Below are 24914 nucleotides of genomic sequence, written 5' to 3' on the forward strand. Positions count from 1 at the left end.
CTCTTTTGCCATAAACAACAACCCCCCATCCCCGGCTGTGGCCCTCCACCCACCCCATCCGCGCGGGGGGGGGGGGGGGGGGCGCCCGCCCCCCCCCCCCCCCCCCCCCCAACGCCGCTCGCCGTCGGCGGCCGGCTCTGGTCGGCGCATGTTATGCAAGCGGCCACCTTGAGCGCCGCAACTCACCCCTACGGGTGACCGGGCCTGCGCGGCACGCGCCGCGCTCTGGTGAGCTTCGGCCGTCCGCCGCCGGCGGCGAGTTCGCTGAGGCGCTCGACCGTCGCCTCCTCGACCAGCGCGGCCGGTTCTCGCCTGCTCAACGTGCCCATGGCGCCACGTCAGCCAACCTGCTCGCGTCGCCTTGCGGGCGGTCCGAAGTCCCGCCGATCTGCGCGCGTATCGTCACTGCATGCGCTTGAGTACCGTTATCCTGCCCATCCACCGGTGGAGCGAGGGCCAGAAGATCTGGCGGCGGGCCGAGGACCTCGGCTTCCACGCCGCCTACACCTACGACCACCTGTCCTGGCGGAGCTTCCGGGACGAGCCCTGGTTCGGCTCGATCCCCACGCTGACGGCCGCGGCGACCGCCACCGAGCGGCTGCGGTTGGGAACGCTCGTAACCTCGGTCAAGCCTCGCTCACCCATCACGGCCTGACCTGCGAGAACACACTGCGGACGGTCCCTGGCGGCCCACTCGGGGAGAGCCCGGGCAGGCCGCCACGGCCTTCGCCGCTCCCGGCAGCAGCTCCGCGCTCAGCGGAGTCGAGCTGGGGCTTCGGTGGCGATCCGCTCGAAGACGGCGAGGTCGTTCTCGAAGATCGAGTCGGGCACCGGCCAGTGCAGCACGACCTCGTCGATGCCCAGCTCCTGGTAGGTGGGGGTGCACGGCCCCTGGGCGTGCGAGCCTCTTCGATGTCCAGGGGCCGGTTCCGCCCGGCGGCGCGGGCGGAGCGGGGCTGCCGTTCAGGAGGAGAGGCGGTTCAGCGCTGCGGTGGCGATGCCTTCGACGTAGGTCGGGGCGCCGGTGTGCCGGCCGGTGAGCTCGACGACGGCGACCCTGGTGCCGCTGCGCAGGACCGCGACCCCGCCGCTGAATATGCCGTCGCCGTTGTAGGTCGGGTACCAGCGGGCGGTGCCGCCGGTGACGGTCAGGGTGTGGGCCGCGCCGTAGTACCAGTGGCCGGCGGGCTCGTCCTGGCAGTCCTGGACGAGCGCGACGAGCTGCTGCTCCCAGGTGGCGGCCGCGGTCTCGGTGGGGGCGCTCGCGGCCGACTCCACCAGTCGGCCATCGGTGTCGAAGGTCCAGGTCACGGACGCGTACGCGGTGGCCTTGTCCTTGGTCAGGTCGCGCATCGTCTCCTCGCCGGAGCACGCGGACAGCCCCTGGCGTCCGGTCAGCGCAACGGTCGCGCCGACCGGGTTCAGGCCCTGCTGGAAGTCCTCGCTCTGGACGAGGCCGGCGGAGCCGAGTCCGGGCGCGGCGACCGCAGCCGCGGTGCGCGCGGCGTTGTGCGTGGCCCCGTCGGCGGTGGCCGACTGGGTGCCGACGACGCTGGCCGTGATCAGTGCAGCGGCGAAGCAGGCCGCGGCCGCGACCCGGTTGCGGCGAACGGACTTCTGCTGGACGGCCTGGTTCTCGGTCATCTGGTCCCCCTGCTGGTCGGGACGCCTGCTGCGTCCTCGTACAACCGGGGAGATGCCGCCACAGGAGGGAAAGTTGGAGCCCGGACCGGCTGTTTCACAGCTGTGACAGAGCGGTCCTGACGACGCGGTCCATCGCGGCCGTCCCCAGGCAGGCATCGACCTCCAGCACCCCGTAGTGGCTGCCGCTGCGCAGCACGGCGATGCCGCCGCAGGGCTCCTTGCCCTCGGGCGCTGTGCCGTTGGTATTGAGGGATCCCTGGTAGGTGCCCATCCAGCTCGCGGTGACGTCCGGGGCGAGCTGCAGCGTCGTGGTCCTTCCGTAGACCCAGTGCCCTGGCGGTTCCTCCTGGCAGGGCACCTCCTCCAGCAGCAGGCGCTCGGTGAAGTTCTGCGCCAGGGAAGGGCTCAGGGCCTCGGCGGCGACCTCGCGGGCGACCTGGTCGACGGAGTCGGCGGCCCGGGTGGGGTCGCCCGGGGAGGTACGGGAGCTGGTCATCAGTCCGCGGAAGTGGGCACCGGGCCCGCCCAGGGTCTGAGTGAGGGTCTTCTCGCCGGAGCAGGCCGGATTGGCGTAAACCCCGTCGCCGTACCGGTCGGTGACGTGGATCTGCCCGATGCCGACGTCCGGGCTGAACGCCGCGGGTTCCAGCAGGTTCGCGGTCGTCACCGGCCCGGTCGCGCCGGTCCGCGCGGCGGAGGCGGCGGCCGAGGACGCGGGCGTCGGGACGGACCCGCCGGGCGTCGCGAGAGCGGACGCGCCCTGGGATGCCCCGCCGACCGCGGCACCCGACCGCGCTGCCGGGTGCGCGGTAGCGCCGGGGGGCGGTGGCAGGACGAACCGGCCGGTCGCCAGCCCGAGCGCGGCGGCTGCCACCAGGGCGGCGACGGCGGACCGGGGCCGGACGACGGCGCGGCCGCCGCCCGCCGCGGGACCACCGTTCACAGACCGGTGACCAGGCGCTCGCGCATGAAGCGGCGGGCCTGGTGGATACGGTCCTTGACCGTGCCCAACGGGGCGTCCAGCGCCTCGGCCACCTGGACGTAGGTCAGGTCGCCCAGGTCGCGCAGCACGAAGGCCTCCACCAGGGTGGGGTGCTGCTGCTCCAGGGCGGCCAGCGCCTCCATCAGGTCGAGCCGGGTCCCGGCGATGACGCTGGTGGTGCGCGGGTCGACGGACTCGGGGAGGTCGGCGTGGCTGTCCTCGGCGCGCCGGCGCATCGAGCGGTAGGTGGACCGGGCGGCGTTCGAGGCGATCACCGTCACCCAGCCCAGGAAGGAGCCGCGGCCGCCGTACCCGCCCAGGTGCGTGCTGATGGACAGGAGCGCGTCCTGCGCTGCCTCCTCCGCGTCGGCGTGGTGGGGCAGGAAGCGCGAGCAGCGGCGCAGCACCACCGGCCGCAGCCTGGCCAGCAGGTGCTCCATCGACCCCGGGTCCCCCGCCTGAGCAGCCGTCACGAGCCGTTCCAGCTCACCTTCCTCGAACACCCGGATCCCCCGTTTCGTCCCGCCTGGCAGCCGACCCGTCGAACGGGAGTTCCGCACTCCCCCCGACTCCGGCAGAATGCTGCCACATGCGCAAGCTCGGCCGTTACCTCCTCCTGGAGCGGCTCGGAGCCGGCTCCTTCGCGACGGTCTGGAAGGCCTACGATCCGGAGCTCGACACCGAGGTCGCGGTGAAGGTGCTGGCCGAGAACTGGGCCGCCAACGCCGATGTGCGCGAGCGGTTCCTGGCGGAGGCGAGGCTGCTGCGCCGGATCGCCAGCCCGCGGGTGGTCCGGGTGCACGACGTCGGGGTGCAGGAGGACCGGCCCTACTTCGTCATGGACTACGTACGCGGTGGCACCCTGGCGGACCGGGTCGGGCAGTGCGACCCGCAGGAGGCGCTGCGGCTGGCCGCGGAGGCGGGCTACGCGGTCCAGGTCCTGCACGAGGCGGGCGTGGTGCACCGCGACGTCAAGCCGTCCAACCTGCTGCTCGACACCGGCCCTGCGCCCGCCGCGGTGCTGGTGGCGGATCTGGGCAGCGCGAAGCAACTGGCCGACGCGTCCGGGCTGACGGTGACCACGGGCACGCCCGCGTACATGGCACCGGAACAGGCCTTCCAGACCGGCGGGTTCGACGGGAGGGCCGACGTGTACGCGCTGGCCGTCGTGGCCTACGAGCTGCTGACCGGGCAGAAGCCGTTCGGCCCGGGCGGACGCGCCACAGCCATGATGACCGACCAGCCGACCGCCTCGACGCTGCCGGCGCTCCCAGCCGGAACGGAACTCCCGCCTAACGTCGCCCTGCTCCTACGGGCCGCGATGTCCGTCGAGCCGGCGGACCGACCGCCGACCGCCCAGGCCTTCGCAGACGCGCTGCTGGCTCCGGTCCCGCAGTCCCAGCCCCTGGAAGGCCCCGGGTGGCTGACCCCGCGCGCGGTCTGTCTGGCGTCGGGCACGGTGTTCACGGCGACGACCCTGCTGAGCTGGCTGCAGCGTTGAATCCGACAGGGGGCCGGTCCGCACCGGCGGTCGTGTCCTGGAGAGGAGTCCGGCCGCGAACGCGTGAAGGATCCCGGTCCTCTTCGTCTCCGGACGGGCGGACCGAAGCGCGCTCCACAGAACGTGCTCGATCTCCATGCGTTCCAGGGGTCGGGCCAGTCGGCGGCGAACACCGGGTACTCGATCCGCCAGGTGAACAGATCCGGCAGGAACCGGGTGAGCGGCCCCCGGTAGTGCCTCGTCAAGTCAGAGGGCGCTGGCCGCTGACGGCTACCGTAGGGTCGGTGGTATGCGTCTGAGCACGGTGATCCTCCCCATCCACCGGTGGAGCGAGGGACAGAAGATCTGGCGGCGGGCCGAGGACCTCGGCTTCCACGCCGCCTACACCTATGACCACCTGTCCTGGCGGTCGTTCCGGGACGAGCCCTGGTTCGGGGCGATTCCCACGCTGACCGCCGCAGCGACAGCTACGCAGAGTATGCGTTTGGGCACGCTGGTGACCTCGCCGAACTTCCGCCACCCGGTGACGCTGGCGAAGGAGCTGATCACGCTGGACGACGTGTCCGGCGGGCGGCTGACGCTCGGCATCGGCGCCGGCGGCACCGGCTTCGACGCGACGGCGATGGGCCAGGAGGCCTGGTCGCCGAAGGAGCGGGCGGACCGGTTCGGCGAGTTCCTGCCGCTGCTGGACGAGCTGCTGCTGAGTGACGCCACCACCCGCGAGGGCACCTACTACTCGGCGGTCGAGGCCCGGAACATCCCCGGCTGCGTGCAGACCCCGCGGGTGCCGTTCTACGTCGCCGCGACCGGCCCGCGCGGGCTGAAGCTGGCCGCCGAGTACGGGCAGGGCTGGGTGACGTACGGCGACCCGCGCGGCCCGGCGGACGTGCCGGTGGAGCAGGCGCCCGGGGTGATCGCCCAGCAGATCGGGAAGCTGACGGCGGCCTGCGAGGCGAAGGGCCGGGACGTGGCGACGCTGGAGAAGATGCTGCTCCAGGGCTCCACGGCGGAGAAGCCGCTGCAGTCGCTCGGCGCCTTCGTGGACTGGGCCGGGACGTACCGGGAGCTGGGCATCACCGAGCTCGTGATCCACTGGCCGATCCCGGACTCGATCTTCGAGAACGACCTCGCCGTCTTCGAGCAGATCGCCACCGAGGGCCTCGCCCAGCTGGGGTGATCGCGGCCACCACGGCCGACCGGTCCTGACAGAGCCCTGTGCGGCCGTGCCGACGGCCCGCACGGGGCTCTGTCGGATCCCCGCCGGAGCGGTTCGGTACGGGCGCACCGAGGTGGATTTCTCCGGGCGAACGTTGCACTTGCGCTGTCCGAGCTGTCCGTCGAGGCGGGCCCGCCCGGACGTCGGGGTCTCGCTGCACACCCACTCGGCCACCGCGAACGCCTTCAGCGCCCTCGGGGTGCCGCTGCGGGCGCTGAGCCACGACGCGGTGGTCTTCGCCGAGCACGGCCTGCCTGATGCCGCAGCACGGACTGCTCGCGGCGGGCCGGGACATCGCCCACGCGGTGATGTACGCCGTGTTGCTGGAACGGGCCTGCGGCCTGCAGTTGAGCGCCCAGGCGGCGGGCGGGATCCGGCACTGGACCGGCCACCGGGAGAAGCCTGTAGAAGGACGCCACGGTGTGGCCGCCGGGCCAGATCGAGGCCGGCTGGCGCTACTGGGTACGGCGCACCGAGCGGTCGTGACGACGGCTACGGGTGCGGGCGGGTGCGCTGGGCGGGGAGGGCGGGGGCCGGATCCGGGGTGCGGCGGGCGAGTTCGGCGAGGGTGTGGAAGAGGACCTCACCGAGCAGGACCGGCTCGCGGGAGGCGACGGGCACGTCCGGCTCGTCGGGCACGTCCGGCTCGTCCGGGAAGGCGGCGGTGGAGCGGCGGGTCGGGGACGTCTCGTCTCGGAGCTGGCTTGTGGGCATGGCTCTTCCTGCCGACGGGGTGACCGGGATCAGTCCTGCCCGTTCGGCCCGCACTGACACCCCGGACGGGGGCGGATCGGCCGGAAACGGCGTGTGAAGGGCCGGAACCCGTCCGTACGGTCAGGGCTGCGGCCCCGCCCTGGGCGGTGACCCGGCGGCACCGATGGGCGAAGATGGACCGGTGACCGAACCCCGCACCGCTCCCCGCCTCATCGCCACCGACCTGGACGGCACCCTGCTCTGCGCCGGCGGCACCGTCAGCGATCGCACCGCGGCGGCCCTGGCGGCGGCCGAGGCGGCCGGGATCCAGGTGGTGTTCGTGACCGGGCGGCCGCCGCGCTGGATGCAGCAGGTGAGCCCGCACATCGGCGGCCACGGGGTGGCGATCTGCTCGAACGGCGGCGCGATCGTGGACGTGCGGCGCGGCGAGCTGGTGGAGTACTTCCCGATGGCGGCCGGGACCACGCTGGCGGTGGTCGAGGCGCTGCGCGCCAAGCTGCCCGGCACCGCCTTCGCCTTCGAGCACGCGGCCGGGTGGGCCCGCGAGCCCGAGTACGAGGTGCTCATGTGGGGCGACGACATGGTCTGCGAGGTCGGCCCGGCCGAGGAGTTGCTCGGGGACGGCGGCCCGGTGCGGGGCCTGTTCAAGCTGCTGGCCAAGCACCCGGACCTCGACCCGGACACCTTCCTCGCCGAGGCCCGGACGGCCGCCGGGCACCTGGCCGAGATCACCCGCTCCTCGCCGATCCCGCTGCTGGAGATCAGTGCGCCCGGCGTCACCAAGGCCAGCACGCTGGCCCGTTGGTGCGCCGAGCACGGGATCGACCGCAGTGAGGTGGTGGCCTTCGGCGACATGCCGAACGACCTGGAGATGCTGGCCTGGGCCGGCACCGCGTACGCCGTCGCCAACGCCCACCCGGCAGTGCTGGCGGCGGTGCCGCTGCACACCGTGAGCAACGACCGGGACGGCGTCGCGGCGGTGCTGGAGGAGTTCCTGCCCCGGTAGCGCCCGGTGACGGCGCCCGCCGCCCGGCCCGGTAACCGCCTTAACCGAAGCGGCCGTTGACGTAGTCCGAGGTCCGCTGGTCGCGCGGGTGCCCGAAGATCTGCCCGGTCGGCCCGGCCTCGACGATCCGGCCCGGGGTGTCGTGGGTGGCCAGGAAGAACGCGCAGCTCTGCGAGACGCGCTGGGCCTGCTGCATGTTGTGGGTGACGATCACGATGGTGAGCCGCCCGCGCAGTTCGGCGATGGTCTCCTCGACCCGGCGGGTGGAGGTCGGGTCGAGCGCGGAGCACGGCTCGTCCATCAACAGGATGTCCGGCGAGACGGCCAACGACCGTGCGATGCACAGGCGTTGCTGCTGGCCGCCGGAGAGCGCACCGCCCGGGGTGTGCAGCCGGGCGGACACCTCGTCCCAGAGCCCGGCCCGGCGCAGGCTGGTCTCCACCAGGTGCTGGCGCTCCTCCTTGGACACCTTGATCCCGGCCAGCTTGAGCCCGCTGGCGACGTTGTCCTGGATGGACATCGCCGGGAACGGGTTGGGCCGCTGGAACACCATGCCGATCCGGCGCCGCACCTCGGCGGGGCGCCGCCCGGGCCGGTAGACGTCGTCCCCGTCCAGCAGCACCTCACCGGCCAGGGCGGCGCCGCGCACCATCTCGTGCATCCGGTTGAGGATCCGCAGGTAGGTGGACTTGCCGCAGCCGGAGGGGCCGATCAGCGCGGTGACCTCGCCGGCCGGCATCGCCAGCGAGACCCGCTCCAGCACCTTGCGGCTGCCGAACCAGGCGGAGACGTCCCGGGTCTCCAGCCCGGCCAGCGGGCCGTCGCCGGGCCGGCCGTCTCCGGGGTGGCCACCGCCGGGGCCCGGCGCGGGGGTGACCGGCGGGAGGGTGAGGGTGTCGGCGGCCGGGTCGGCCGCCGCGTCGTACGGCTGCTGGGTGGTGTCGGTCATCGGTACGGTCCTCCGGGCGCGCGTCAGTAGAGGTTGGGCAGCAGGGCGGCGGCGTTCTCGTAGACCGCCCAGACCAGCGCGCCGACCACCGGCGCGAGGCTCAGGTAGACGGCCGACGGCCGCCAGTACCGGGCCAGCAGCAGCGCGCCGACCACCGCGCCCAGCAGCCCGAGCGACCACAGCTGCAGCGTGGCCAGCGCGCCCTTGTCCGCGGCCAGCGCCTTGTCGTACGCGACGGTGGCGGGGCGGCCGCCGGGGTTCTGGTCGGGGTCGCCCTCAAGGCGGGCGCCGATCATCACGGTGGAACCGGGGATCCAGTCGGAGTCGCCGGTGACCAGGACCAGCCGGTTGCGGGCCGGGTCGGTGATCGGGTGGTCGCCGTCGCCGTACACGTTGACGGTGTAGGTGTACTTGCCCTGCCCGGTGGTGGCCTCGATCCTGTCGCCGACCCGGAGCTTGGACAGCTCGGCGAAGGGCGCGCCGAAGGTGGCGCCGCGGCCGAACACCACCGCGACCCCGCCCTGGCCGGGCAGCGCGGTGTCCCGGCGGTGGCCGGGGCCGCGCATCAGGTCCCGGCCGGTGGTGCCCTCGACCACCACGGCCTGGTGCAGGCCGATCGCCGGGATGTCCAGCAGCGCCACCGGGTCGCCGTCGTCGGCCGAACCGGTCGGGGCGACGGCCCGGGCGAGCTGGTCCTTGAAGGTCTTGTACGCGGCCGACTGGTAGTGCCGCTCCTGGACGTGCGAGAGCGTGAACAGGTAGCCGACGAAGCCCAGCACCAGCGCTGCCAGCAGGCTGACCGCCCAGGCGCCCTGGAGGAACCGCCGCCGCGCGGGCGTGACGGCGGGACGGGCCGTGGACTCCCCGACCAGGGGCACCGACGGTTCGGTCACCGGCTTCTCCAGGACCGGTGCGGTCACGAGGCACCGCCCGATCCCTTGCGCCGGCGCAGCAGCCGGCGGCCGAGCAGCGGCGGGACGAGCACCACGGCGAGCAGCTCCACCGCGGTGAGGGTGGAGAGCGTCCAGTCCTCGGGCTTGCCGCTCACCTCGACCACGTTGGCCGCGACCTCGGTGGAGCCGCCGCCGCGACCGCGGGCGACCACCTGCCCGGTCTGCGGGTCGACCACGTCCTCGGCGGAGCCGTCGCCCCCGCCGCCGGCCGCGTTCGGGTCCCCGGCGGCCGCGCCGCCACCGGCGTTCGGGTCGCCGCCGGCCGCGCCGCCACCGGCACCGCCCGCGTCCCCGCCACCGCCGCCTCCGGCGCCTGCGGACGAGCCGCCGCCACCGCCGTGGCCGTTGCCGCCGGACCCGCCGGTGCCGCCCGAACCCCCGGTCCCGCCGGAAGTGCCGCCACCACCGCCGCCGGAGCCGCCGGACCCGCCCGAGCCGCTCTTGACCGGCTGGCCGTTCTGCACGGTGCAGTCCAGCGGCGTGCCCTGCTTGTCGCAGGGGCTGGGCATCGGCGCGCTCTTCAGGACGGTCAGTTCACCGGCCGAGTTGAAGGTCGGATTGGCGCAGTTGGACAGGGTGTCCGGGTCGACCGGGCTGGCGTTGCCGGGGATCGACTTGGTCTGCAGCAGCCCGCCGCGGACCAGGCCGCGCGGGATCGGCGAGTAGCCGAGGCCGTCGGCCTCGCCCTGGCCCTCGCAGAGCACGTACGAGAGGAAACGGCTGAGCGCGCCGCCCTTGTCGTTGGTGAAGCGGCCCGGCGGGGGCAGCGCGGCACCCGCGCGCGGCACGATCACGTAGCTGTAGCTGGAGATCGGGTACGCGCGCGGGTCGTCCATGGTGTAGACGCCGTCGAGGTTCTGCTGCAGGTAGTTCGGGTCGCTGGCCGGGGTGTTGTCGTCCACGCCGCGGATCTTGGCGGCGGTGAGCGCCACGGCGACGTTGGAGGCGGTCGGCAGCGAGTAGTAGCCGGCCTGGTTGAGCACCTTCACGACCGGCCAGTTGCTGCGCTTGGCGAAGGCGTACTCGTCGTAGCCGATGGTGCCGAGGCCGGAGGGCGCCTTGATGTAGCCGGCCACGACGTCCGAGCCGTTCTGGGCGACCATCCGGCCGGACGGCGGGAAGAACTCGGTGTAGTCACCGCAGGAGACGCCGTTGACGGACGAGCAGTACGTGTCCCACTGGTCCTTGTGGGTGTGCTCCATCCAACGGGTGAACTGGGCGGTGGCGCCGGAGCCGTCGGAGCGGACCACCGGGGTGATCGGCAGGTTGGGCAGCGCCTTGCCGTAGTCGGCGGTGATCTTCGGGTCGTTCCAGTTGGTGATCTTGTTGGTGAAGATGTCCACGATGGTCTGCGGGGACAGCCGCAGGTCGCGAACCTGCTTGCCGCCGACCACCAGGTTGTACATGAAGGTCGTGCCGCCGGCGGTGATCGGGATGTACGAGAAGCCGTACGTCATCGTCTCCACGCCACCCGTGCCGGTGCGCTGGCCCGACGAGTTCACACCGGAGTCCTGGCTGGTGCGGAACGGCACGTCGGAAGCGGTGAAGTCGTCCTGCCCGAGGAGCCACGAGTTGCGGCCGGCCGCCGAGCCGATCGGGTTGAAACTGATCTGGATGCCCTGCGGTCCGACGTCCTGGCGCCACTGGTCGATGGCCGGACCGGCCCAGCTGGAGCCGTCGGCGCTCAGCGCGACGGGCGCCGCGTACGCCTTCGAGCCCGGCCCCAGCAGCGGGGAGGCCGCGAGCAGGAACAGGGACATCAGCAGGGCGAGCCCGCGGGCCACGGGCCGGCCGGCAGCCTCCCACGACATGAGAACTCCTCTGGCACGGAGGGTGGTTGGGTGAGTCATCAGCTGTTCCCGGAGAGCGGGACGGCGGGACGGGCGGCCCGCGCACCGGCCTCGGCCCGGCGCGCCTCCCGGTCGATCCGACGCCTCTGGCGCCTCGTCAACTCGCCCGGCTTGCGCCCGCCGAGCACGCGCGCGGTGACGAACAGGACCAGCACCAGGGCCATCAGGGTCAGTCCGGCCGCGAAGGCGCGGGCGACCATCTCGGGGTAGGGCTGCTTGACGTAGTTCCAGATGTACAGCGGCAGCGACACCTGGTGCTCGTGGAACGGGTCGGCATTGAACTGCGAGGTGAAGCCCGAGGTCAGCAGCACCGGGGAGGTCTCGCCGATGCCGCGCGCCATGCCGAGCACCACCGCCGTCACCAGGCCGGGGCGGGCGGTCGGCAGCACCACGTTCCACACCGTGCGCCACTGGCTGCCGCCCAGCGCGTACGAGGCCTCCCGCAGGGTGCCCGGCACCAGTCGGATGACCACCTCGGCGGCCCGGGTGACGATCGGCATCATCATCACGGTCAGCGCGAGCGAGGCCGCGAAACCGCTCTTCTCGGCGCCGAAGGTGATGATGAAGACGCCGAGGATGAACAGGCCGGCCACGATGGACGGCAGTGCGGTCATCGCCTCGACCAGCGTCCGCACCGGCTTGGCCAGCCGGCCGCCGACCTCGGACATGAAGACCGCCGCCGCGATGCCGAGCGGCACCGCGAACAGCGTGGCCAGGCCCAGCTGTTCGAGCGAGCCGACGATCGCGTTGAGCGCGCCGCCGGAGGTGATCGGGGAGAGCGCGGCGGTCTGCTCCATCGACTCGGTGAAGAAGTTGAGGTGCTGCGCCGCCTCGTAGCCGCGGTCCGCCACGTAGCCGATCTGGTCGCCGATCAGCGCGACCACCAGCAGCCCGGAGCTCCAGGCGACCACCGACACCAGCCGGTCGCGCACCATGAGCCCGCCCCACTGGAGCCGGCCGAGCGCGAAGTAGCCCGTCAGGAAGAGGACGTACCAGCAGACCAGGAAGCCGAACACGCCGCTGAACGGCAGCACCCGCTCGTACAGCATCCAGTCCAGCGCGAGCGAGCCGACCAGCGACCCGGCCACGGTGAACACGTCCTCGCGGGTGACACCGCCGAGCCGCACCCTGGCCTCGGGGCGCGACGGCGCGGCCTCGGCGGGCGCGTCGGGGGAGCCGGAGGAGCCGGGGGGCTCGGCCGCGGCGACCGGCGGCAGGTCGAGCGTGGTCATCGGGTGGTTCCCTTCAGCGGGGTCGGGGCGGGGCCGGCCATGTCGGTACGCCACCTCAGTCCGCGATGGAGGCCCCGGAGCGGGACCGGTTGATCACGAACCCGGCCGCCACGTTGACCAGCAGGGTCAGTGCGAACAGCACCAGGCCGGCCGCCATCAGCGCGGAGAGCGAGAGCGCGTCCGACTCTCCGAAGCGCAGCGCGATGAGCGCCGAGATCGAGTTGGCGCCGTTCTCCAGGATGTGGGTGATGGTGTTGAAGCTCGGCGAGATGATCAGCGCGACCGCGATCGTCTCGCCCATCGCCCGGCCGAAGCCCAGCATGATCGCGCCGATCACGCCGCCCTTGCCGAACGGCAGCACCACCGTGCGCACCATCCCCCGGCGGGTCGAACCCAGCGCGTAGGCGCCCTCCCGCTCGCCCTGCGGCGCCTGGGAGAACACCTCCCGGCTGAGCGAGGTGACGATCGGGATGATCATCAGCGCGACGACCACGCCCGCGATGAAGGTCGAGGAGGTGTAGGAGGTGCCGATGTCGCCGGTGCGCACCTTGAGGAAGGGGATCGCGTCGCCGAGGTGGCTGGTGAGCCAGCGGACGAAGCCGATGATGCGCGGCTGGAGGAAGAAGAGCCCCCACAGGCCGTAGATGATGCTGGGGATCGCCGCCATCAGGTCGATCAGCGAGATCAGCGCCGCGCGCAGCCGGACCGGCGCGTACTCCGAGATGAAGATCGCGGTGAAGAGGGCGACCGGGACGGCGATCACCAGCGCGATCACGGCGATCAGCAGCCCGTCCGGGAGGACGGCGGCGATGCCGAAGTTGTGCGCCGCCGTCTGCCACTTCTGCTCGGTGAGGAAGGACAGCCCGACGGCGCGCAGCGCGTCCGTACCGCGCAGGATCAGGAAGAACGCGATCAGCCCCATGATCGCGAAGACCGAGAGCCCGGCGATCCGCAGCACCCCGCGGAACACCCGGTCGCCGGGGGTCGCGGGGGCGGTGATCACGCGCGGGACGTCCTGGTCGGGCCCGTGGTCGGGTTGGCCTGGCGCCCCGGCGTACGGTGCCGCGGGCTCGGCGGCGGATGTCATGGTCTGCTCTCCGTGCTCGGCTGCGGGGGACGGATCCGGTGCGTACCCATTCGGCCAGCCGGAAGTGGCCGGATCGGGTCGGCCGTGTGTACGAGGGCCCAACGCGGCGACTCTGTAGCGGAGTTGGGAACTCCAGATGGCTTCACATGGCCGCCGGATGGCATGTTCGCAGCGATACCAATGCTCAACTCGGTTGATCGGGAAGGGATTTGACCACGATCGAGCGTGATCGGACAGCTGGCCGGTTTCACTCGAAAGATCAACGCGCGTTGATGTCGGGCACCTTGGCGCATGCGAAAACGACTCGGCGGGGCCGGAACGGCGGCCCCGCCGAGTCGCTGGGGTGGTGCGAGTGGTGCGGTCAGTGCGTCACGGGCGGCGGCGCACCCGCGCCCAGCCCTGCCGCAGCCCGGTCAGCGCCCGCGCCCCGGCGGGCGTACCGCCGAGGACCAGGGCCGCCGGACCGCCGACCAGCAGCACCCCGCCGCCGATCAGCGCGATCGGCAGCAGCAGCCGGGCCAGACCGGAGCGGTCCGACGCCGGGGTACCGGCGGCGACCGGCGCGGCGGACAGCGACTTGCCGGGCGTGCTCGGGCTCGCACCGGGCTTGGCACCCGGGGCGGCGGCGCCGGCACCACCGGCCGCGGTACCGGCACCGCTGCCGGCGCCCGTGCCGCCGCCGCTTCCGGACGGACCGCCGGCGGAGTCGGAGCCCGAGCCGCCGGCCGAGGAGCCCCCGGAGCCGCCGGACGGGCCCGCGCCCTCGCCGACCTGGGTGACCGAGGCGACGTTCGGGGCGCTGCCGCCCCCGCTGCCGCCGGCCGCCGGGGTCGAGCCGTCACCGCCGGTCGCGGGCGGGTTCGCCGGCGCGGCCTGGTTGCCGGGCAGCTTGGCGTCCTGCGCCTCCAGGTGGCTGATGGCGTCGGCCGCCTGGGTCCGCTGGGCGGCGGTCAGCGCGAGGAAGCCGGGCGCGAGGTGACCGGGCTCGTGGCCGTAGACCTGGCCGGTGGTGGTGACCGCGCGCATGAACGTGCTCATCGCGGCCACCTTGTCGGCCGCGACGTCCTTGGTCGGGAGCATCGCGTAGTCCACGGTGGTCAGCGGGTAGGCCTTCTGGTCCCGCGAGAACGCCGTGTCGGACGTGCCGTACGGCAGGGACTGCACGCCGGTGGACCGGTCGACGGTCATGTCGGCGACGGCGGCCTGCAGGCCCGGGCCGTCAGGAGAGGCGAAGCCGCCGGCCGGGTTGACCAGCTGGGCCTCGGGGAGCGAGTAGGCCTTCGCCTGACCGGAATCCATGATCGCGAAAAGGGTCCGCCGGCCGACCGGCATCGACGCGCACAGGTCGTGGGTCCCGTCCGAGTGCTTGTCCGTGTTGACGCAGTTCGGCTTGTTCCACAGAACCTTCCGCGCCACGTCGTTCAGCCCGGTCGCCACCGGGTTCCACTCGTACTGCTTCCACCGGTCCTTCGGGTCCTCCGTTGCTCCGGCGAACCCGGAGGAGTCCTGCCGGACGAAGGAGTCGACCGGGTAGCCGGAGAACGCCGGGCGCAGGTAGTAGCTGTCCACGTGCATGCCCCACGGGTCCGGTTCACCGTCGAGGAACCGCACCGCGTCCGGGTCGGAAGCGATCCAGGACGTCAACTGGTACGTCATGTCCGCCGTCCCGCCGAAGACCGTCGGGCTGACATTGCTGTAGCTGCACCCCGTCGGCCAGGCGGCCTTACTGTCCGGGGGAAGCTGGTTCAGCTTCTGGAACTCCGGGTCGTCGAAGACGCATTGCGGATTCCCCTTCACCGAAGGGACATCACCCGGCGAGTTGTAGGACTGGGTGAGCAGCTTCGCCAACAACCGCGCGTTGAGCCGCATGCTCCTGAACTGCAGGCGGGTCTTCGGATCGTCCACGATGAAGACGACGGAGATCCCCGAGGTCGCCACCGGCGCGTACACGTACGGCCTCGGCGGTGGAGCCTGCGTATCAGGCCTGGCCGCCAGTGCCATGTCCTTGCTGCCGGCGAGGAAGTCCGACCGTGCCTGCGAGTCACCGTTCGCGAAACCGTACGTCAGCAGCATCGGGTCGTTGCCCTGGCACAACCCGGCCTGCCACTGCTCCACGGCCCGCTTGGCCGGTTCCAGGCCGCCCACGGTGAAGGCCGGCTTCTCCCCCGGGCAGGAGGCCGCGGTGGGAGCGAATTCGAGCGGGACCACCGTGCGACGCTCCCAGGCGCACTGCTCGGCCGTCGCGAACTGCGTCCACCGATTGAGCTGCCGCTGGAGCACCAGGTCGGACGGCATGTCGAAGGCGGTGTCCAACGCGTGGTTCTGGCAGTTGACCACGCCCTTCCGGGTCGGGTCCTTCCAGGCCAGGACGTCGCCGCCGTAGTTGGGCTCCACCACCAGTGAACAGGGGTTCTTGTCGTCACAGCCCAGGTGGGGACTCTGGGTCGCGGTGAAGAGTTCGATGTCCGCGTACCCCGTGCCGTCCGAAGCCGTCGTCGCAACGACCTTGTTGGACGGGAAGTCGGGGAAGGTCGTCCCGGGCGCGGGCCTCTTCTGCTGGAACCCCGCCGCCGCATCGGCGCCGTACAGCGTGCTGTCGTAACAGTCGGTGATCTTCGGGTCCGTGCCCTTGCACTGGTACACCCGCACCTCGTAGTAGGGCAGGCGCTCCCCGACGGTCGCTCCGCCCGCCCAGGGGCTTCCGCTGACGTCGCTGGACGGGGTGAACCCCTTCCAGCTGACGTGAACGACCTGGTTGACCAGGTTCTTCGTCTGGGCGACCGTGACACTTCCCTCAGGGCCGTCCTTGCCATCCTTCGGAAGCCAGATCTTGGGCCCCACCTTGGTGACGGCGGAGTCCTCCGCCACCGCCTGCGGTACGGCGCCCAGGCCGATCGGCACCACGCCGATCGCCACCACCACCGACCACACCAACGCGATCGCCGGTATCCGGCGACGCCACCACCCCGGATGTCTCCGGTCGGGTAGGCGGACTCTCATGGCGGGCACCTCCGTACGGTTGCGCGCCGCCGGGAAGCGCGGCGCAGGGGGATCAGGCTGCGAGCGGCCAACGATTCCGGTACGCATCCATTCGGCCAGCCACAAGTGGCCGGATCCGGTCGCGCGTGTGTACGGGACCACAACGCGGCACCTCTGTAGCCGAGTTGGCACCTGCGAACGAAACGGGCCCGCGCCACCCGGCGCAGGCCCGTCGCTCAGGTCGGCGCCTGCGATCAGCCGTTGAAGGTGAACGAGAAGGAGCCGACCGACTGGCCACCGGTGAAGAAGGTGGTGTTCAGCTGGGTGTCGAGGTACTGCGCACCCGTGGTGTCCAGGGTGAGGTTGCTCGCGTTCAGGCTCTGGGTGGTCCCGCTCTGGCTGCTCTCCTGGATCCCGGCCGGCCGCAGCAGCGAGACCGGCGCGGTGGCGCCGTCCGGCACGCCGGTGAGGCGCCAGCGGTCGGCGCTGAACGCGAGCTGCTTGAAGAGCACGCTCTTGCCGGTCTGGACGTCGACGAAGAGCAGGCTGCCGTCGAGCGTCGCGTTGCCGTAGTAGCCGCGCAGGTTCACGCTGCCGCCGGTCACCGGAAGGCTCGTCGACAGGCCCTTGGTGACGTCGTAGGAGACGCCGGCGTTCGGCAGCGGAACGATCACCACACCGTTGGTGGCCGCGTTCTGCAGGAACGCGTTGTTCTCGACCACCACGGCGCTGCCCGTGGGGGTGGCAGCGGGGGTGGTGTCGGCCGCGGCCGCGCCGCTGAGGCCGGTCACGGCGAGAACGACCGCGACGCCGCCGGCGAGGTACCGGGCGGTGGTACGGGACATGCTGGTCTCCTTGGGAGAGGAAGGTGTCGCGCTGGGGTGGAACACCGGCCCGAGGACCGCCGGCGGCCACGGGCAGGACGCCCGTGGCCGCCGGATGGTGCGGGGTGGATCAGGTGAGGGTGGCGACACCGCAGGCCGGGGTGGCCAGGAAGCCGTAGCTCGCGATGTCGGCGGCCGCGGTCGGGTCGTTGCAGATCCAGCCGTTGGAGCCGAAGATGTTCTGGAGCGCCTGGCCGTGGGTGTCGGTCGCGTTCCACTCGGCGTCACGGACGACGTTGTAGACCACGCGGCCGAACTGCGAGTTGGCGAAGTCGGTGTTGATCTGGTTGCTGGTGACCGGGGTCAGGGTGGCACCGTTGACCACCACGTTGCGCAGGGTCAGATTGCCGGGCGCGTCGGTCGTCGTGCCGTGGCCGCCGGCCGTCTGACCGATGTAGTGGGCGACGGAGTACGGGAAGACCACGTCGGGGTTGTTCAGCGCCTGGTCGGTGCCCTCGTTCTCCTCCGGACCGGTGGTGACGCACTGGCCCAGGGTCGGGTTGCTGATCGCGGTCAGGAAGAACGCGCGCGTGCCGGAGTCGGCCTGCGGCAGGAACGGCTTGATGGTGGCGTTCGGCAGGCTCGGGTCGATCTGCTGCCAGTTGGTGGTGGTGCAGCTGTAGATCGCGTTCAGCTGCGCCGGGGTCAGCTGCGCCGGCGCGTCGCCGCCCGACTTGGCGGACCAGGTCACCGCGTCCTTGGCCAGCGTGACGAAGTCCAGGCCGTGGGCGTCGGTCGGCTGCGGGCCGCGCGAGGAACGGGCGAAGTCCACGGTCGCGCTGGTGTTGGCGACCAGGGCCTTGATGCCGGCGCCGGAGCCGTTCGGGCGGGCGATCGAGGTGGCACCGACCTTGGTGGTGATCGGCGAGGAGCCGGTCGCGTCCCAGCTGTACAGGTGCGGCGCGGTGGAGCCGGAGCCCAGGGAGGCGTTGTAGTCGGTCGAGAACTGGTTCAGCAGCGCCTGGATGGTGTCCGAGCCGACGCCCACGATGTCCTGGGCGGCCGGGGTGACGGTCGGGTCGGCCAGGGCCGAGCCGCTGGCGATGGTGACCAGGGAGGTCGCCAGGGCGGCGGCGGTGAGCAGCTTGGCAGCGGTCTTACGCATGTTCCTCTTCCTCCGATGGGAGAGACGTACATCGCGTGAACCCGTGCTCCGGGGGGGGAGTTCGGGGCCGGTGGCCGCGTCCGCTGCGGCCCGTCCGGCAGAGCCGATCCTGTCGGGCCGGGAGGTTCCGCCGGAAGGGAGGTCGAGTCCGGCCCGGTAATGTCGACTCATCGGTTCAGCAAGGTTTAGACACTGGTCAGCGTGAACGCGACAGGGCTGCCACAGCCCCTCCCGCCCTCGCCGACGTTCTTCTCCAGGAGACTGCTCGGGGTGTTGCCGGAAACCTGCGCTTCACCGGAACTGCACGGACGGCCGTCGGATCACAGCGGATTCCGGCGGATCACAGCGGCCGGCGGCCGTCCCGCCCGCCCCGCCGCAGCTCCTGCCCCACCCACTGCAGTCCGGCCAGGAAGCCCTCGACGCCCGCCTGGCACTGGTCGCGCCGCAGGTACCCGCGCGCACTGCGGGCCACCGGCACGGAAGCGGCCGCCCCGGGCCGGGTGCTGCGCACCGGCAGGTAGGCGGACCACACCCACTGCCGCCCCTCGGACTGCGTGACGGAACACCGAAGGGCGGCCCGCTCGATGATCAACTCACGCACCGCATCGGCGAGTTCCCCCTCGCTCCGGTAGGTGCGCACGCCGACCCCGAGCGGCCGCCCGTTGGCGGCCCGCAGAGCCCAGCCCACACAGCGGTCGGCCGCGGGCACGATCAGCAGCCGCGGTCCGCGCCGCTCAGCGGCCATCGGGACGTCTCAACGACACGGCTCTCTCGGGCAGTTCGCGCGCCGGCTGTTTGGCGAGCAGCACCACGAAGCGCCGGAAGGCGTTCTGGCAGGTCGCGTACCGCTCGTAGGCGCGGCTGGACCGCACCTCGGGCAGACCGCGCGATCCGGGGACGACCCAGATCCAACCGATCCCGTCGCGGACATGGGTGATCCGCGCGGTCAGTTCGGCGGCGCCCGCGCGCAGGCCGTCGAAGCCCCGCTCGGCCTCGCCGGGCGTCTCGAACAGCGCGGGGGTGATCGCGACCACCCGGCCGTTGGGCGCCTTCAGCTGCCAGCGGTAGCGCCCGTCCGGAGCGCACTCGGCCCGGAACCCCCCTCGACTTGCCCCTGCTGCGGTGTTGCCGCGGCCGGAAGCGTTCACTGCCCCTCCGTCCGGTTTCCCCTCCGAGACGGATGACAAGCTATGTGTGCACACGGAAGCGCCGATAGCCCAGAACGTTCACAACTTGAGCCGTTGGTCGGGAAGTTCTCCCTCGTTCAGCTTTCACCTAACGCTTGTCACGCACCTACAGCCGGGCCGTCCAGCGCACCGTCGTCCCCTTCCGGTAGGGCCCGTACTCGTGCCAGGCGGCCCCGCCGAGCGCCTCCGCCCGGCGGGTCAGGTTGAGCAGTCCGCTGCGCCGCCCGCCCGCCGGGATGCCCACCCCGTCGTCGGTCACGGTGAGCAGCACGCCGGGCCGTCCACCGCGGTCCAGCGACTCGGGCTCGCCGCCGACCGGCCGGCCGCCGTCGTCCAGGTGGACGGTGGCGTCGATCTCCACGCCGACCCGGGAGGCCCGCGCGTGCCGGGCCGTGTTGGAGAGCATCTCCCGTAGCGCGGCCAGGAGTTGACGACCGGTGTTCTCGCCGACCAGACTCTCCACCGGCCCGACGAAGCTCACCGAGGGCTTGAAGCCGAGCGCCGCCGCGGCCTGGCTGGCCTCCCGCAGGACGCGGGTGCGCAGGGTGTCGGGGGCGTCGCCGTGGTTGTCGTGCTGGAGGGCGTAGATGGTGGTGCGGACCTCCTGGATGGTGGCGTCCAGTTCGTCCACCGCGTTGCCGATGCCGACCTTCACCTCGGGGACGACGGCGCGCCGGGCCGCGCTCTCCAGCATCATCCCGGTGGCGAACAGCCGCTGGATCACCAGATCGTGGAGGTCGCGGGCGATCCGGTCGCGGTCCTGGAAGACGGCGAGGCGCTGCTGGTCGCGCTGGCCCTCGGCGAGGCGCAGGGCGAGGGCGGCCTGCGAGGCGAAGGTCTCGGCGAGCTGCTTCTCGGAGTCGGTGAACGGCAGCGCGCCGCGCGGGCGCCAGACGCAGAGCCCACCGAGCACCCGCCCGGCGGCGACCATCGGGACGGCCATGGACGGGCCGAAGCTGCGGGCGAGCCGGATCACCACGGTCGGGTCGCTGGACATGTCGTCCAGGTGGACGCTCTCCCCGGCCAGCAGCCGGGCCGCGAAACTGTCCTTGGGGAGCAGCTCGCCACGGACGAACTCGGCGACCTCGCCGGAGGCGTGGGCGACCCGCATCTGCCCGTCGCTCTCGCCGGCGGGGCCGGTGGGCAGCAGGATCATGCCGAGCGCGGCGTCCGCCAACTCCCGCACCTGCTCGGCGGCCACGGTCAGCGCGCCCTCGGCCTGCTCGGTGGAGAGCAGCGCGGTGGTGACGGCGGCGGCGCCGGCGATCCAGCGTTCGCGGCGGCGCCCCTCCTCGTACAGCCGGGAGTTCTCGATCGCCACGCCGGCGGCCGCGGCGAGCGCGTGCACCACCTGCTCGTCCTCGGGGGTGAAGGCGCCGCCGCCCTTCTTCTCGGTGAGGTAGAGGTTGCCGAAGACCTCCTCGCGGACCCGGATCGGCACGCCCAGGAAGGTGACCATCTGCGGGTGGTGCGGCGGGAAGCCGGAGGAGCGCGGGTCGGCGCCGAGGTCGGCCAGCCGCAGCGGCTCGGGGCGGTCGATGAGCGCGCCGAGGATGCCGCGCCCGGCGGGCAGTTCGCCGATCTCGGCGGCGGTCTCGTCGTCGATGCCGACGTGGATGAAGTCGGCCAGGCCGTGCCCGCCGGGGGCGATCACGCCGAGCGCCGCGTACCGGGCGTCGACCAGTTCGGCGGCGCCGGTGGCGATCCGGTGCAGGGTGGCGTGCAGGTCGAGCCCGGCGCCGATGGAGACCACCGCCTCCAGCAGGCGCTGCATCCGGTCGGTGACCGCGGCGGCCGACTGCAGGCGCTCCGCGACCTCGGTGACCAGGGTGTCCAGCCCGAGCGAGGCGATCTCGGGCACCCGATGGGGTGTCGGCTCGGGGGCGGTCTCGGGAAGGTCCGGCGTGGGGTCCATGACGAAAGCCTAGTTTGTACGGTTTTCGACCGAAGGGAGACGCGGCTTTTGCACGCGGTCCTCAGCGGCCCACCGGCTCCAGCAGCAGCCCGTCCGCCTCCCGCTCCCGGCGCCACATCGCGTGCAGCCGCCCGTCCGGGTCGGCGACCAGCTCGGACCAGCGGCCGCGCTCGGCGACCCGGCCGCCGTCCAGCACCAGCACCTCGTCCACGGCGGCGTCGTCCAGCCCGGCGAGCCGGTGGGTGATCAGCACAGTGGTGCGGCCCTCGGTGGCGGCCAGCAGGTCGGCGGTGAGCGCGTCGGCGGTGGGCAGGTCGAGGTGCTCGGCGGGCTCGTCCAGGACCAGCACCGGGAAGTCCGCGAGCAGTGCCCGGGCGAGCGCGAGGCGCTGCCGCTGGCCGCCGGAGAGACGGGCGCCGTGCTCGCCGACCATGGTGTCCAGGCCCTCCGGCAGGCCGTCCGTCCAGTCCAGCAGCCGGGCGGCGGCGAGCGCGGCGCGCAGCTCGGCCTCGTCCGCGCCCGGGCGGGCCAGCCGCAGGTTCTCCCGCAGGGAGCTGTCGAAGACGTGGGCGTCCTGGGCGCAGAGGCCGATCACCCGGCGGACGTCCTCGCCCGCGAGCGCGCGGCTGTCCACAGCCTGTGGACGACCGGCGGCGAAGGTGACGGACCCGGCGCCCGGCTCCAGGAAGCGCAGCAGCGCCAGGGCGAGGGTGGTCTTGCCGGAGCCGGACGGGCCGACCACGGCGATCCGGCGGCCGGGGACGAGGTCGAGGTCCAGCCCGGTGAGCGCGTCCACGGCCTGCCCGGGGTGCCGTACGGTCAGCCCGCGCACCGCGACGGGCAGCGGCTGCTCGGGCAGTTCCAGGGGCTCGGCGGGATCGGCGACGGGCTCCGGCGCGAGGAGCAGCTCGTCCAGCCGGGCCTGGGCGGCGCGGCTGCGCTGGCGGGCCTGGACGGCGAGCGGCATCCCGGTGACGGCCTCGAAGGCGGCCAGCGGGGTCAGCACCACGAGCGCCAGGCAGACCGGGGCGAGCGCCCCGTCGCGCACCCCCTGGATGCCGACGGCCGCCGCGCCCACCACCGTCAGCCCGGTGAGCAGCGTGATCAGCCCGGTGCCGAGCGCGGTGGTGGCGGCCGAGCGGGCGGCCAGCCGGGTCAGCGCGGCGTCGGCGGTGCGGACGACGGCCAGCCGGCCGGGCAGCGCGCCGGCCACGGTGAGCTCGGCGGTGCCGGTGAAGGCGTCCACCACGGCGGTGGACAGGTGTCCGCGGGCCGGGGCCTGGCGCCGCTCGGCTCCGGCCGACCAGCGGCCGGCCAACGCGGGCACCAGCACGCCGGCGAGCAGCAGCCCGAGGCCGAGCACCAGCCCGGCGGCGGGCAGGAAGGCGCCCAGCGCCACCGCCGAGCCCAGCGCGACCACGCCGGCGACGGCGGCGGGCAGCCGCCAGCGCAGGTAGTGGTCCTGGATCGCGTCGACGTCGGCGACCAGCCGGGAGAGCAGGTCCCCGCGCCGAAAGGCGGGCAGTCCGGCCGGGGCGAGCCCGGTCAGCCGCCGGTAGACGGCGGCCCGCAGGGTGCCGAGGGTGCGCAGCACGGCGTCGTGCGAGACCAGCCGCTCGGTGTAGCGGAAGAAGCTGCGGCCGATGCCGAAGGCGCGGACCGCGGTGACGGCCATCATCAGGTAGAGCACCGGGGGCATCTGGGAGGCCCGGGAGATCAGGTAGCCGGAGGTGGCCATCAGGGCGACGGCGCAGCCGAGGGCGAGCGAGCCGAGCAGCACGGACAGTGCCAGCCGGGGGGCGGCGGGCTCGCTCGTGGGCTCCTCGGGCACGGCGGGGGCGTCGGTCGGCCGCCCGCTGTGGACAAGCGGGGCGGTGACTCGCCCGCTCGTCTCCGGGCGCTCCGACCCGGCGCCGACGCTCTTCGCTCCGGCACTCCCTCCTTCGTCGGTCGCTTGTCGCTCGTCACTTTCGGCACCGGCGCGCCCTTCGGCTCGGGGCGGGACTCGCCCGCTCGTCTCCGGGCGCTCCGACCCGGCAGTGACTCGCCCTGCGGCTCGGGGCGGGAGCAGCCGTACCCGCTCGTCCGCGGCCGCCAGCAGCGCGGGCCGGTGGGCGACGATCAGCACGGTGCGCGCCGGGTCCTCGGCGAGCGTGCGGACGGCGGCCACCACGGCGGCCTCGGAGGCGCCGTCCAGGTTGGCGGTGGGCTCGTCCAGCAGCACCAGCGGCCGGTCGTCGGCGAGCAGCACCCGGGCGAGCGCGAGGCGCTGGCGCTGTCCGGCGGAGAGCCCGGCGCCGTCCTCCCCCAGCTCGGCGTCCAGGTCGGTGACGAAGTCGAGTGCGTGGGCGGCCCGCAGCGCCGTCCACAGCTGCTCGTCGCCCGCGTCCGGCCGGTAGAGCCGCAGGTTCTCTGCGACCGTCCCGGCGAACAGGTGGGGGTGCTGCGGCACCCAGGCGATCTGCCGCCGCCAGCCGGCCGGTTCCAGCTCGGCGAGGTCGTACGAACGCCCGTCGGCGGCGGTGATCCGGACGGTGCCGGCCTCGGGGGCGGTGAGGCCGAGCAGCACCGACAGCAGGGTGGACTTGCCGGCCCCGCTCGGGCCGGTGAGGGCGGTGCTGGAGCCCGGACGCAGGGTGAGCGCGGCGCCGTCCAGCGCGGGCACGGCGCGCCCGGGGTGGCGTACGGTCAGCCCCTCGACGGCGATCGCGGCGCCGGTGAGGTCCGGCGTCTCAAGCGTCCCGGCGGCGGGCAGCGGGGTCTCCAGCACCTGGAAGATCTCGTCGGCGGCGGTCAGCCCTTCGACGCTGGAGTGGTAGAGCGCGCCGACCTGGCGGATCGGGAAGTACACCTCGGGGGCGAGGACGAGGATCAGCAGCCCGGTCTCCAGGTCGAGCGAGCCGTCCACCAGCCGGAAGCCGATGGTGACCGCGACCAGCGCGACGGACAGGGTGGAGAGCAGCTCCAGCGCGAAGGAGGAGATGAAGGCGATCCGCAGGGTGCGCAGGGTGGCCCGGCGGTAGTCGGCGGTGATCCGGGCGATGGTGGCGGCCTGGGCGCGGGCCCGGTTGAACACCTTGAGGGTGGGCAGGCCGGCGACCACGTCGAGGAAGTGGTGGGAGAGCCGGGCCAGGGTGTCCCACTGACGGTCCATCTTCGACTGGGTGGCCATCCCGATCAGCACCATGAACAGCGGGATCAGCGGCAGCGTCCCGGCGATGATCGCGGCCGAGGTGAGGTCGGCGCCGACGATCCGCAGCAGCACGATCACCGGGACGACCACGGCCAGCGCCAGTTGCGGGAGGTAGCGGGCGAAGTAGTCGTCCAGCGCGTCGATGCCGCGGGTGGCGAGGGTGGTGAGTTCGCCGGTGCGCCGGCCCGCCAGGTAGGACGGGCCGAGCGCGGTGGCGTGGTCGAGCAGCCGCAGCCGCAGGGTGGACTTCACCCGGGCGACGGAGCGGTGCGCGGTGAGCTCGGTGAGCCAGCCGACCAGCCCGCGGCCGACGGCCGTCAGGGCGAGCAGCGCCAGCGGGGTGGTCAGTTCGCCGAGGGTGGCGCCGCGCTGGAAGCCGCGGACGACGATCTCGGCGATCAGGCCGGCCTGGGCGACCACCAGGGTCGCGCCCGCCCCGCCGAGGAGCACGGATCCGGCGAGGAAGGCACGGGTGGTACGGGCGTACCCGAGGAGTCGGGGATCGACGGGCTTCACG

At 73.0% G+C, this 24914-nt stretch carries 20 protein-coding genes and 2 pseudogenes; 4 read left to right on the top strand and 18 right to left on the bottom strand.

The features are described 5' to 3' along the window. Positions 1-188: 188 nt before the first annotated feature. On the bottom strand, positions 189-329 hold the full coding sequence (locus ACIRYZ_RS00225; protein WP_402937542.1) for a hypothetical protein: 141 nt from the start codon (positions 327-329) through the stop codon (positions 189-191). 80 nt (positions 330-409) lie between these two features. On the opposite strand from ACIRYZ_RS00225, the pseudogene ACIRYZ_RS00230 reads away from it, so the two are divergent. Next, positions 410-649 (top strand): annotated as a pseudogene (locus tag ACIRYZ_RS00230) (LLM class flavin-dependent oxidoreductase); the annotation flags it as partial. Between the two features lie 104 nt (positions 650-753). Here the strand turns inward: ACIRYZ_RS00230 and ACIRYZ_RS00235 are convergent. The 4 genes and pseudogenes from ACIRYZ_RS00235 to ACIRYZ_RS00250 all read right to left on the bottom strand — a co-directional run. Further along, positions 754-873, bottom strand: a pseudogene (locus tag ACIRYZ_RS00235) (LLM class flavin-dependent oxidoreductase); the annotation flags it as partial. A 90-nt stretch (positions 874-963) separates the two neighbouring features. Next, positions 964-1644 carry a hypothetical protein gene (locus ACIRYZ_RS00240; RefSeq protein WP_402937545.1) on the bottom strand — a complete coding sequence of 227 codons (681 nt, stop codon included), beginning with the start codon at positions 1642-1644 and terminating at the stop codon, positions 964-966. Between the two features lie 94 nt (positions 1645-1738). Further along, complete coding sequence (locus ACIRYZ_RS00245) at positions 1739-2587, bottom strand: hypothetical protein (RefSeq protein WP_402937548.1); 849 nt, start codon at positions 2585-2587, stop codon at positions 1739-1741. Then, complete coding sequence (locus tag ACIRYZ_RS00250; protein ID WP_402937551.1) at positions 2584-3099, bottom strand: RNA polymerase sigma factor; 516 nt, start codon at positions 3097-3099, stop codon at positions 2584-2586. Before ACIRYZ_RS00250 ends, ACIRYZ_RS00245 begins: the two co-directional genes overlap by 4 nt. 116 nt (positions 3100-3215) lie before the next feature. Here ACIRYZ_RS00250 and ACIRYZ_RS00255 point away from each other — a divergent pair, with 116 nt between their 5' ends. Beyond that, a complete protein-coding gene (locus ACIRYZ_RS00255) occupies positions 3216-4127 on the top strand; it encodes a serine/threonine-protein kinase (protein ID WP_402937554.1) in 912 nt (303 codons plus the stop codon). Between the two features lie 289 nt (positions 4128-4416). Then, positions 4417-5304, top strand: a complete 888-nt coding sequence (locus ACIRYZ_RS00260; RefSeq protein WP_402937557.1) for an LLM class flavin-dependent oxidoreductase — start codon at positions 4417-4419, stop codon at positions 5302-5304. A gap of 531 nt (positions 5305-5835) precedes the next feature. Here the strand turns inward: ACIRYZ_RS00260 and ACIRYZ_RS00265 are convergent. Next, on the bottom strand, positions 5836-6057 hold the full coding sequence (locus ACIRYZ_RS00265; RefSeq protein ID WP_402938540.1) for a hypothetical protein: 222 nt from the start codon (positions 6055-6057) through the stop codon (positions 5836-5838). A gap of 163 nt (positions 6058-6220) precedes the next feature. On the opposite strand from ACIRYZ_RS00265, the gene ACIRYZ_RS00270 reads away from it, so the two are divergent. Then, complete coding sequence (locus ACIRYZ_RS00270; protein WP_402937559.1) at positions 6221-7063, top strand: HAD family hydrolase; 843 nt, start codon at positions 6221-6223, stop codon at positions 7061-7063. Between the two features lie 40 nt (positions 7064-7103). Here the strand turns inward: ACIRYZ_RS00270 and ACIRYZ_RS00275 are convergent, their stop codons facing one another. From ACIRYZ_RS00275 to cydD, 12 genes are all read right to left on the bottom strand, one after another. After that, entirely contained in the window at positions 7104-8012 is a 909-nt protein-coding gene (locus tag ACIRYZ_RS00275) for a phosphate ABC transporter ATP-binding protein (RefSeq protein WP_402937562.1), read from the bottom strand. A gap of 23 nt (positions 8013-8035) precedes the next feature. Then, positions 8036-8932, bottom strand: a complete 897-nt coding sequence (locus ACIRYZ_RS00280) for a class E sortase (RefSeq protein WP_402937565.1) — start codon at positions 8930-8932, stop codon at positions 8036-8038. Beyond that, positions 8929-10776 (bottom strand): substrate-binding domain-containing protein, encoded by a 1848-nt coding sequence (locus tag ACIRYZ_RS00285; protein WP_402937568.1) that lies wholly within the window; start codon positions 10774-10776, stop codon positions 8929-8931. Before ACIRYZ_RS00285 ends, ACIRYZ_RS00280 begins: the two co-directional genes overlap by 4 nt. Before the next feature lie 38 nt (positions 10777-10814). Beyond that, positions 10815-12047 (bottom strand): phosphate ABC transporter permease PstA, encoded by a 1233-nt coding sequence (gene pstA / locus ACIRYZ_RS00290; RefSeq protein ID WP_402937571.1) that lies wholly within the window; start codon positions 12045-12047, stop codon positions 10815-10817. A 55-nt stretch (positions 12048-12102) separates the two neighbouring features. Beyond that, on the bottom strand, positions 12103-13134 hold the full coding sequence (gene pstC / locus ACIRYZ_RS00295) for a phosphate ABC transporter permease subunit PstC (RefSeq protein WP_402937574.1): 1032 nt from the start codon (positions 13132-13134) through the stop codon (positions 12103-12105). Between the two features lie 369 nt (positions 13135-13503). Then, positions 13504-16134, bottom strand: coding sequence for a hypothetical protein (locus tag ACIRYZ_RS00300; RefSeq protein WP_402937577.1), 2631 nt, complete (start codon positions 16132-16134; stop codon positions 13504-13506). Between the two features lie 233 nt (positions 16135-16367). Next, positions 16368-16958 carry a hypothetical protein gene (locus tag ACIRYZ_RS00305; RefSeq protein ID WP_402937579.1) on the bottom strand — a complete coding sequence of 197 codons (591 nt, stop codon included), beginning with the start codon at positions 16956-16958 and terminating at the stop codon, positions 16368-16370. A gap of 109 nt (positions 16959-17067) precedes the next feature. Continuing rightward, on the bottom strand, positions 17068-18102 hold the full coding sequence (locus ACIRYZ_RS00310; RefSeq protein WP_402937582.1) for a PstS family phosphate ABC transporter substrate-binding protein: 1035 nt from the start codon (positions 18100-18102) through the stop codon (positions 17068-17070). Positions 18103-18442: 340 nt separating this feature from the next. After that, a complete protein-coding gene (locus ACIRYZ_RS00315) occupies positions 18443-18847 on the bottom strand; it encodes a hypothetical protein (RefSeq protein WP_393032131.1) in 405 nt (134 codons plus the stop codon). Continuing rightward, entirely contained in the window at positions 18837-19250 is a 414-nt protein-coding gene (locus ACIRYZ_RS00320) for a hypothetical protein (RefSeq protein WP_402937585.1), read from the bottom strand. The genes ACIRYZ_RS00315 and ACIRYZ_RS00320 overlap by 11 nt, the downstream gene beginning before the upstream one ends. Before the next feature lie 145 nt (positions 19251-19395). Next, positions 19396-21204 carry a GAF domain-containing protein gene (locus ACIRYZ_RS00325; RefSeq protein WP_402937588.1) on the bottom strand — a complete coding sequence of 603 codons (1809 nt, stop codon included), beginning with the start codon at positions 21202-21204 and terminating at the stop codon, positions 19396-19398. A gap of 61 nt (positions 21205-21265) precedes the next feature. Then, positions 21266-24913 (bottom strand): thiol reductant ABC exporter subunit CydD, encoded by a 3648-nt coding sequence (cydD, locus tag ACIRYZ_RS00330; protein WP_402937591.1) that lies wholly within the window; start codon positions 24911-24913, stop codon positions 21266-21268. Position 24914: the final 1 nt, after the last annotated feature.

It is taken from the genome of Kitasatospora sp. NPDC101155, assembly GCF_044768305.1.
Classification (GTDB): domain Bacteria; phylum Actinomycetota; class Actinomycetes; order Streptomycetales; family Streptomycetaceae; genus Kitasatospora.